We start from the raw sequence: 8739 nt of genomic DNA, 5'->3' as shown, positions 1-8739 counted from the left end.
CGGCACGGGCGGCCGACAGCGCGGCGTAGCCGAGGCTCATCCCCGTCGTGGCGCTGTCGACGACGTGGACCGGGACGCCCACCTGCCGGGCGGCCTGCATCGCGGCCTCGGCGGTCGCCGACATCCGGCGCGAGAGGTGCACGCTCACGACCGCGTCAGCGCCCGCGCTCACCGCGTCCTGGAAGGTCCAGAAGAAGGCACCGGGGTCCGGTGGTCTGGTCCGGACGTCGTGGCCCGCCCGGATCAGCTCGATCAGCTCCCCCCGGTCGTACCGGGACTCGTCGTCGAGGCGGCCGTCCGCCTCGATCTGGACCTGCACGACCGCCACACCCCACTGGGCCACCAGTTGTCCGGGCAGGCAGGCGGTCGAATCGGTGATCACTGCTACGGGCACGTCGGCAGGTTAGCGCCCGTGTCCACCCGTCAGGGGGAGACGGTTGCGCCTTCCGGCCCAAAACACGGTTCACCGGGCGCCGAGCGGGGCAGTCGGATCCCGTCCGCGGACCGCCGGAGGAGATCGTGGGACGATCGTCCAAGGAAATCGCCGATCCAGGTGAAGGCGGTCACCTCGGGGGGCGTAGCGTGAACGCGGAGCTGTAATTTACCGCTCAGTAACGCCTTGCGTGTGCGCCGAAGGAGACCCATGACCAATATCGTTGTCCTGGTCAAGCAGGTGCCGGACACCTACTCGGAGCGGAAGCTGACCGAGAACGACCACACCCTTGACCGCGAGTCCGCCGACGCGGTGATCGACGAGATCAACGAGCGCGCCGTCGAGGAGGCGCTCAAGATCAAGGAAGCCGGTGAGGGCGAGGTGACCGTCCTGTGTGTCGGTCCCGACCGCGCCACCGACGCGATCCGCAAGGCGCTGTCCATGGGAGCCGACAAGGCGATCCACGTCTCCGACGAATCGCTGCACGGTTCCGACCTGCTCTCCACCGCCAAGGTGATCGCCGCCGGTGTCGGCCGGGCGGGCGAGGTCGACCTGGTGGTCGCCGGGAACGAGGCCTCGGACGGCCGGGGCGGCGCCGTTCCGGCGGTGCTCGCCGAGCTGCTGGGGATGCCGCAGCTCACGCACGCCCGTGAGCTCACCGTGGACGGCGGCACCGTGAAGGCGGACCGGGAGACCGAGGACGGCATCACCCACCTCGAGGCGAACCTGCCCGCCGTCGTCAGCGTCACCGAGAAGATCAACGAGCCGCGGTACCCGTCGTTCAAGGGGATCATGGCGGCCAAGAAGAAACCGGTGGAGACCCTCACCGTCGCCGACCTCGGCGTCGACGCCGGGGAAGTGGGCCTGGCCAACGCCGCGTCCGGCGTCGTCGAGGCCGCGCCGAAGCCGCCGCGGGCCGCCGGTGAGCGCGTCACCGACGAGGGCGACGGCGGGTCGAAGGTGGCCGAGTACCTCGTCGGCCAGAAGCTGCTCTGACCTTCCCGACGCCACGACTGACGACAGACAAGGAAACGAACTATGGCAGAAGTACTCGTCCTCGTCGACCACGTCGACGGTGAGGTCAAGAAGGTCACCGGCGAGCTGCTGACCGCCGCCCGTGCGCTCGGCGAGCCGTCGGCCGTCGTCGTCGGCGCCCCCGGGTCGGCGGGGAAGGCGAAGGAGACGCTCGCTTCCTACGGCGCCGCGAAGGTCTACGTCGCCGAGTCGGACGAGGCCACCGGCTACCTGGTGACCCCGAAGGTGGACGCGCTCGCGACCGTCGCGGGACAGGCGTCCCCCGCTGCCGTGCTGGTCGCGGCGACCTCCGAGGGCAAGGAGGTCTCCGGCAGGCTCGCCGCGCGGCTCGGCTCCGGCTGGCTGGTCGACGCCGTCGGCGTCAACTCCGACGGCACCGTGGACCAGTCGATCTTCGGCGGCGCCTTCTCGGTGAAGTCGAAGGCGACCAGGGGTGTCCCGGTGGTCTCGGTGCGGCCGGGCTCCGTGGAGGCCGAGCAGGCCGAGGGCGCGGCGGCCGAGGAGACGGTGGCGCTGCCCGCCGTCGACCCGGCGAAGTCGGCGAAGGTCACCGGCGTCGAGCCGGTCGTCGGCGGTGACCGGCCCGAGCTGACCGAGGCCTCGATCGTGGTCTCCGGTGGCCGGGGTGTCGGCTCCGCCGAGAAGTTCGAGACGGTGGAGAAGCTCGCGGACGCGCTCGGCGCGGCGGTGGGCGCCTCCCGTGCGGCCGTCGACTCCGGCTACTACCCGGCGCAGTTCCAGGTGGGCCAGACCGGCAAGACCGTCTCCCCGCAGCTGTACGTCGCGCTGGGCATCTCCGGGGCCATCCAGCACCGTGCCGGGATGCAGACGTCCAAGACGATCGTCGCGGTGAACAAGGACCCCGAGGCGCCGATCTTCGAGATCGCCGACTTCGGCGTCGTGGGCGACCTGTTCGATGTCGCCCCGCAACTCACCGACGAGGTCGCCAAGCGCAAGGGCTGACCCCCGCACGGGGTCACCCCCGCGTGGTGCCGTGAAGGCCCCCTTCCCCGCGTCCGGCGCAGGGAAGGGGGCCTTCGCTGCGTCCGACGCCGTGAAGGAGTCCTTCGCGGCAACATCGTGGTGACTCCTCTTCGGCCGTGAGGTGGGATACATTCGGGCGGCGACGGTGATCAGTGGGAACGACCTTCCCGGCCCGTCGCCACAACCGAACAGGGCCCCGCAGCGTGCGACCACAAGCCGCGCGCAACGGACGACAAAGGAGTCACGACCGTGACCGACGGTGTATTCGGCCGCTTCAGCGGCCACGAGCAGGTTGTCCACTGTCAGGACGAGCAGACCGGGCTCAGGGCCATCATCGCCGTGCATTCCACCGCACTCGGCCCCGCCCTCGGCGGAACCCGCTTCCATCCCTACCCCGACGACACCGCGGCACTGGAGGACGTGCTCGCACTCGCGCGGGGGATGACCTACAAGAACGCCCTCGCCGGCCTCGATCTCGGCGGCGGCAAGGCGGTCATCATCGGTGATCCGGCGACGGTCCGGTCGGAGGCACTGCTGCGTGCCTACGGCCGGTTCGTCGCCTCCCTCGGCGGGCGCTACATCACCGCCTGCGACGTCGGCACCCGGGTCACCGACATGGACACCGTGGCCCGGGAGACCCGGTTCGTGACGGGTCGCTCCGAGGAGGAGGGCGGCGCGGGCAACTCCTCGGTGCTGACCGCCTACGGCGTGTTCGAGGGCATGCGCGCCTCCGCGGCGCACGTGTGGGGCTCGCCCGACCTGCGGGGCAGGCGGGTCGGTGTCGCCGGTGTGGGCAAGGTCGGCCGCCATCTCGTCGGGCACCTGGTCGAGGCCGGGGCCGAGGTCGTGGTCACCGACGTCTCCGGGGCGGCGGTCGACGCCGTGCGTGCCGCCCATCCGTCCGTGGAGGTGGTCGCCGACAACAGCGCGCTGCTCTCCGCCGACCTGGACGTCTACGCACCCTGTGCGCTGGGCGGTGTGCTGGACGAGGACACCGTAGACACCTTGCGCGCGCGGATCGTCTGCGGCGCGGCCAACAACCAGCTCGCCCACGCCGGGGTGGAGAAACTGCTCGACGAACGCGGGGTCCTGTTCGCCCCCGACTACCTGGTGAACTCCGGTGGCGTCATCCAGGTGAGCGAGGAACTGCGGGGCTTCGACTTCGACCGTGCCCGACGCAAGGTCGCGTCGCTGTACGACACGGCCGGGCAGGTGTTCGCCCTCGCCGCCGACGAGGGCGTGCCGCCGGTGACCGCCGCCGACCGGCTGGCCGAACGGCGCATCGCGGAGGTGTCCCGGCTGCGCACCCTCCGCGTCCCGTGACACCGGTGCGATCAGCGCCGATGACCGGGCCGTGACGGTCCGGGTGCGGACGGTGTGCCCGCGCGGCACGCCGTCCGCACCCCGGGGGATCAGTCGTCGCCCGGGCAGACCACCTTCGGCTTCTGCTTGTACTCGGTGGTCTCCGGCTCGCGCCGCACGACCTGGCCCGTGTCGGGATCCTTCAGGATCCGGGTGTTGGTGACGGTGAAGCCGGGTGTGCCCCCGCTGGGCGAGCAGTTCTCCTCGGGCCCCTTGACCTCGCCCGGTTCCTTGATGTCGGTGCGGTCACTGGTCTTCGACTCGACGTCGTAGCGCTTGGTGCCCCACAGCTTCACCGTGATGTCGTTCGGGGTCCAGATGGTCTGGATCGCCACCCCGGTGTCACCGTCGTTGGTGAACTTCAGGTCGATCACGCTCGACCCGTCGGGGTTCTGGAACACCGTGGCCTCGCGGCCCTCCGGGTAGCGGCTGATGTAGTAGCTGTGCTCCTGGTGCCCGGCGTCCTTCATCCCGGCGAAGTAGGAGGCGTTGAACAGGGTGGTGGCGAACTGGGAGATGCCGCCGCCCACGGCGGTGCCCGGCTGGCCGTTCTTGATGATGCCCGCCTCGACGTAGCCCTCCGGTTTGCCGCGCGGGCCGGTGTGCTGGTTCAGGCTGAACGTCTCGCCCGGCTTGACGATCGTTCCGTCGACCTCCTCGGCCACCACGCGGATGTTGACCCCCGAGTCGGGCGCGAACCCACCGGTGGTGTACTCCGCGATGACCTCGTTGATGCCGAGCTGCTCGACCTGTTCGGTGGTGACCTCGGCCGGCTCGTCCTCGTACTCGGCGACCAGTTCCCGGCCGCCCGGGTCCTCCGTCTTCAGCACGTCGACCAGCGGTTCGAGCGTCTTGTCCCAGTTGATCTGGTAGCCGTCCTGCGAGGGCTGCACCGACGGCTCGCCCCCCTCGAACACGACCTCGGCGTCGCGGCGTTCCTCCTCGGTCTCGGCGAGGTCCGGCTCGACCCCCTCGACGATCTTCTTCTGGTCGATCGTGGGGACGAGTGCGCCGTCCTTCGCCTCGAACGAGAGCCCGGCCGCGATCTCGGCCGGTTCCAGGGTGCCGTCGGTGCCCTCGCCCTTGACGGTCACCGGCGCGGACACGGCCGGCTTCGCCACGTCGTTCAGTGCGACCTGCACCTCCTCGGCGGTGACTGTCACCGGGGTCGACGCCACGGGCAGGGTCAGGCGTTCCTCCCCGGCCCAGTGGGTGAGGATCGTGTGCTTCGCGCCCTCGGTGTCGAGCTTCTGGCCCGGCTGCGGCTCCACCGGCGTCGGCGTGGTGCCCTCGAAGGTGATGCCGCCCTCGACCGGCTTGCGGTCGACCTCCTTGCTCACCGCCTTCATGGCGTTGTCGAACTGGTTGGGCTCCGCGTCGGTGACCACTCCCAGCTCGCGGGTGGTGAAGAACGAGGAGATGCGGGTGAACGGGTTGAGCGGTTGGTCACCGGCCTGGTCGAGGGTGGCGTCCCAGTCCAGTCGCAGGCCCGCCTGCTTCGGGTCGAGTCGCCCCTGGGTCTCGCCCGCGGTGTAGGCGACGGGCTCGGACAGCCGGGGTTCGATCTCGTCCCGCAGCCGGTCCTCGGCCCTGCTGGGGCTCATCCCGCCGACGTCGACGCCCGCGACGGTCGTTCCGCGCGGCACGTCCCCGCTGGTCACGAGCAGGTCCGCGGCGTAGAGGAGGAAGAACAGTCCGAACACGGCCGCGGCGACGAGGGCGGGTTTGCGCCACCTCCGCCCGGCCGGCTCGTGCCCGCCCGGGTTCTCGCCGCTCCCGTGGCCCGGGCCGACCGGTCCGGTCGGGCCGGTCGGCCCGGACGGGCCTCCGGCAGCCGGTGGCGGGACCGGCTGGGTCGGGTAGCTCTCCCCGGGACCCGCCACCTGATCACCCGTAGGGGTGAACTGGCGGGTCGGCTCTTCAGGGCCACCGAGGTAGTCGGTACGTTTTGTCGCATTAGGGTCCGCGTTCGCGCCGGGTTGCGGGGACATCGACGGCAGTACGTCGGTCTCCTCGCTGTGCGACTCGGGCCACTGGCGATCCTGCTGCAAGACAACCCCTCCACGTCCGGCGTCGACAGGCCAGGACTCCGCCGGTAAAGATACGCAGCGGACAGCGTGTCGTGCCAGCAACCCCCTGTTGTCGAGCGCACAGGCGTCCTCGCAGGTCACGGGCCTCTCCCGGGGTCATGCCGTCGGGAATGCCGGTTTGTGCAGGGGCCCGGCGGGCCGGTCGCCGTCAGGTTCCGGTTCGATTTCATTGCCGGACGCGCCGACCGGGTACGTCCGGAGGGCGACGAACGTCACCCGGGGCCCGGACACGGGCGTCCCGGCCGGTCACGAACGGGGGCCACCACCATGGACATCACCGCCGACGACGTGCGGGCGCTGCTGGACAGCGAGTTGCCGGAGGCCAGTCTCGTGCTGCAGGAGGGACGGGTGCGGCTGCTCTCCGGGGAGGACCTGCGTTCCCCCGCCCACGCCGGGGCGCTGGTCGTGGCCACCCGGGAGACCCTCCACGGGCAACTCGGGGACCGCGACCGCTCCCGACGCGAGCTGGACGAGGTCGCCGCCGGACTCCAGGCCGGGGTCACGAACCAGGGAGGCTGACCCGGGCCGTGGATCCCGTGGCCGTCCTGCGGCGGATCGCCCTGGAGCTGGAACGCGGAGGAGCGGCGGCTTACCGGGTGCGCGCGTTCCGACGGGCGGCCGCCGTGCTCGCCGACCTGCCGGACGACGAGGTCGCCCGGCGGGCGGCCGACGGCAGCCTCACCGACCTGCCCGGCCTCGGCCGGACCACCGCGGGGGTGGTCTCCGACGCGGTGGCGGGCCGCGAACCTGCCTACCTCACCGAGGTGGCGGCCTCCGGCAGCGCGCTCCCGGACGGTGGGCCGCTGTCGGCGGCGTTGCGCGGGGACTGCCACACGCACTCCGACTGGTCCGACGGCGGCGCCGGGATCGGTGAGATGGCGGCGGCGGCGCGGGAGATCGGGCACGAGTACCTGGTGCTCACCGACCACTCCCCCCGGCTGACGGTCGCGGGCGGGTTGAGTGCGGCGCGGCTGCGGGCCCAGCTCGACGTCCTCGCGGGACTCAATGCCGACCTCGCGGCCGATCCCGCGGGCGGGGCACCCCCGATCCGGGTGTTGTCCGGCATCGAGGTGGACATTCTCGCCGACGGCGGACTCGACCAGGATCCGGACCTGCTCGCCGAACTCGACGTGGTCGTCGCCAGTGTCCATTCGGACCTGCGGATGCCCGCCGGGCGGATGACCACGCGGATGGTCGCGGCGGTGTCAAATCCGCACGTGGACATCCTCGGCCACTGCACCGGCCGGTTGCGCACCCGCCGGGGGAGGCCGGAGTCCGAGTTCGACGCGGACGCGGTGTTCACCGCCTGTCGCGAGCACGGCGTGGCCGTCGAGATCAACTCGCGGCCCGAGCGGCGGGATCCGCCCCGGAGGCTGCTGCGCCGGGCGCGGGAGATCGGGTGCCGGTTCGCCGTCGACAGCGACGCCCACACGCCGGGCCAGCTGAGTTGGCAGCCGTACGGCTGCGCCCGCGCCCTGGACTGCGGGATCGGTCCCGCCGACGTGGTGAACACGATGCCGGCCGGGGAGCTTCTGCGCTGGACACGGCGTCGCTGACGGCCCTGCGCGGCGGGTGACACACCGTCCGCCGCCCGGCCGGGTGGGGGTGGGTCCCCGCAGAAAGGTACGGGCGTACTAGAAATGGGGATGTGTCGATGTCCTCCTCGACGGCCACGCCGTCCGCACCACTGCGCCACCGTCCGTTCCTGCTGATGCTGCTCGCCTCCGCGGGCACCTTCTCGGGGTATTCCCTGCTCATGCCCGTCGTGCCGCTGTGGGCGGTCCGGCAGGGCGAGTCCGAGGCGGTCGCGGGGGCGGCCACCGGGGTGTTCATGGCCAGCACGGTCCTCGTGCAGTTCGCCGTGCCCCGGTTCCTGCGCGCCTACGGGTACCGGGCCGGACTGGCACTCGGGGCCACGTTGATCGGCGCACCCGCGCTCGCCCTCCTGGTGGGCACCGGGGCGGCGTCCATCCTGGGCATCTCGTTCGCCCGGGGCCTCGGTTTCGGTCTGATCACCGTGTGCGGGTCCGCGCTGATCGCGGAGCTGCTGCCCGCGAACCTGCTGGCCCGGGGTTCGGGGCTGTACGGGCTCGCCGTGGGGCTGCCCCAGTTGGTCTGGCTCCCGGCGGGCACGGCCGTCGTCGAACAGTGGGGGTTCGAGCCCGTGTTCGTCCTGGCGACCGCGCTCCCCCTGGCCGCGCTGCTGCCCGCGCTCGGCCTGCCGCGGACCTTCCCCCGGGACGAGGGCACGCGCACCGGCCTCGGGGGAGCCCGGGATCTGGTCGCGGCCACCTGGCGGCCCTGGCTCCCGATGCTCGCGGTCTCCACCGGCTTCGGCGCGCTGGTGACCTTCCTGCCGATCGTGCTGCCCACCGCCGTCGCGTCGGTGGCCCTGCTGGTCATCCCGGCGATGACGATGGCGGCCCGGTGGGTCGCGGGCCAGTTCGGCGACCGGATGGGCGCACCGGGCCGGATGCTGTTCGGGGCCCTGCTCTGCGGGGCGGTGGGGATGACGGCGTTCGCGCTGCTCGCCGGACACTCCGGACCCGCCGTGGCCACGGTCGTGGCGGTCGCGGTGTTCGGGGCGTCCTTCGGTGTGGTGCAGAACGACGCCCTGTTGGCCATGTTCGCCCGCGCACCCGCGGCCACGGCCAGCGTGTCCTGGAACATCGCGTTCGACGGGGGGCAGGGCCTCGGCGCCGTCCTCGTCGGCGCCGTCATCGCGGCGACCTCGGTCACCACCTCGTTCGGCCTGCTGGCGGCCGTGGCGGTGGTGCTGCTGCCGGTGGCCTGGCGGGTGGGGCGCGGCCGTTAGTGGCCGTCGGCCGGGACCGG

8 protein-coding genes are annotated in these 8739 nt (G+C 72.0%); 6 read left to right on the top strand and 2 right to left on the bottom strand.

The window, feature by feature from the left end; genetic code table 11:
• A partial coding sequence (locus tag SACPADRAFT_RS25675) for a DegV family protein (RefSeq protein ID WP_040923957.1) occupies nt 1-394 on the bottom strand: 394 nt, incomplete at its 3' end.
• 249 nt (nt 395-643) lie between these two features.
• Between SACPADRAFT_RS25675 and SACPADRAFT_RS0205015 the strand changes: the two genes are divergently transcribed.
• From SACPADRAFT_RS0205015 to SACPADRAFT_RS0205005, 3 genes are all read left to right on the top strand, one after another.
• On the top strand, nt 644-1429 hold the full coding sequence (locus SACPADRAFT_RS0205015; RefSeq protein ID WP_007025401.1) for an electron transfer flavoprotein subunit beta/FixA family protein: 786 nt from the start codon (nt 644-646) through the stop codon (nt 1427-1429).
• 42 nt (nt 1430-1471) lie between these two features.
• A complete protein-coding gene (locus tag SACPADRAFT_RS0205010) occupies nt 1472-2431 on the top strand; it encodes an electron transfer flavoprotein subunit alpha/FixB family protein (RefSeq protein ID WP_007025400.1) in 960 nt (319 codons plus the stop codon).
• 270 nt (nt 2432-2701) lie between these two features.
• Complete coding sequence (locus SACPADRAFT_RS0205005; protein ID WP_007025399.1) at nt 2702-3775, top strand: Glu/Leu/Phe/Val family dehydrogenase; 1074 nt, start codon at nt 2702-2704, stop codon at nt 3773-3775.
• Between the two features lie 89 nt (nt 3776-3864).
• On the opposite strand, the gene SACPADRAFT_RS0205000 is transcribed toward SACPADRAFT_RS0205005, so the two are convergent.
• Nucleotides 3865-5865, bottom strand: coding sequence for a VanW family protein (locus SACPADRAFT_RS0205000; RefSeq protein WP_007025398.1), 2001 nt, complete (start codon nt 5863-5865; stop codon nt 3865-3867).
• Nucleotides 5866-6171: 306 nt separating this feature from the next.
• Between SACPADRAFT_RS0205000 and SACPADRAFT_RS0204995 the strand changes: the two genes are divergently transcribed.
• From SACPADRAFT_RS0204995 to SACPADRAFT_RS0204985, 3 genes are all read left to right on the top strand, one after another.
• Nucleotides 6172-6423 carry a hypothetical protein gene (locus SACPADRAFT_RS0204995; RefSeq protein ID WP_007025397.1) on the top strand — a complete coding sequence of 84 codons (252 nt, stop codon included), beginning with the start codon at nt 6172-6174 and terminating at the stop codon, nt 6421-6423.
• Nucleotides 6424-6431: 8 nt separating this feature from the next.
• Nucleotides 6432-7460 (top strand): PHP domain-containing protein, encoded by a 1029-nt coding sequence (locus SACPADRAFT_RS0204990; protein WP_007025396.1) that lies wholly within the window; start codon nt 6432-6434, stop codon nt 7458-7460.
• 98 nt (nt 7461-7558) lie between these two features.
• Nucleotides 7559-8719, top strand: coding sequence for an MFS transporter (locus tag SACPADRAFT_RS0204985; protein WP_007025395.1), 1161 nt, complete (start codon nt 7559-7561; stop codon nt 8717-8719).
• Nucleotides 8720-8739 lie beyond the last annotated feature (20 nt).

The sequence above is a fragment of the Saccharomonospora iraqiensis subsp. paurometabolica YIM 90007 genome, from assembly GCF_000231035.2.
GTDB classification, from domain to species: Bacteria; Actinomycetota; Actinomycetes; order Mycobacteriales; family Pseudonocardiaceae; genus Saccharomonospora; species Saccharomonospora paurometabolica.
The sequence above is the reverse complement of the archived record's forward strand: the minus strand, read 5'-3'. Positions and strand labels throughout refer to the sequence as shown.

Bases quoted from the DNA above. Each gene is read 5' to 3' on its own strand.
- SACPADRAFT_RS0205015 (WP_007025401.1), top strand. From the start codon at position 644: ATGACCAATATCGTTGTCCTGGTCAAGCAGGTGCCGGACACCTACTCG.
- SACPADRAFT_RS0205010 (WP_007025400.1), top strand. From the start codon at position 1,472: ATGGCAGAAGTACTCGTCCTCGTCGACCACGTCGACGGTGAGGTCAAG.
- SACPADRAFT_RS0204995 (WP_007025397.1), top strand. From the start codon at position 6,172: ATGGACATCACCGCCGACGACGTGCGGGCGCTGCTGGACAGCGAGTTG.
- SACPADRAFT_RS0204985 (WP_007025395.1), top strand. From the start codon at position 7,559: ATGTCCTCCTCGACGGCCACGCCGTCCGCACCACTGCGCCACCGTCCG.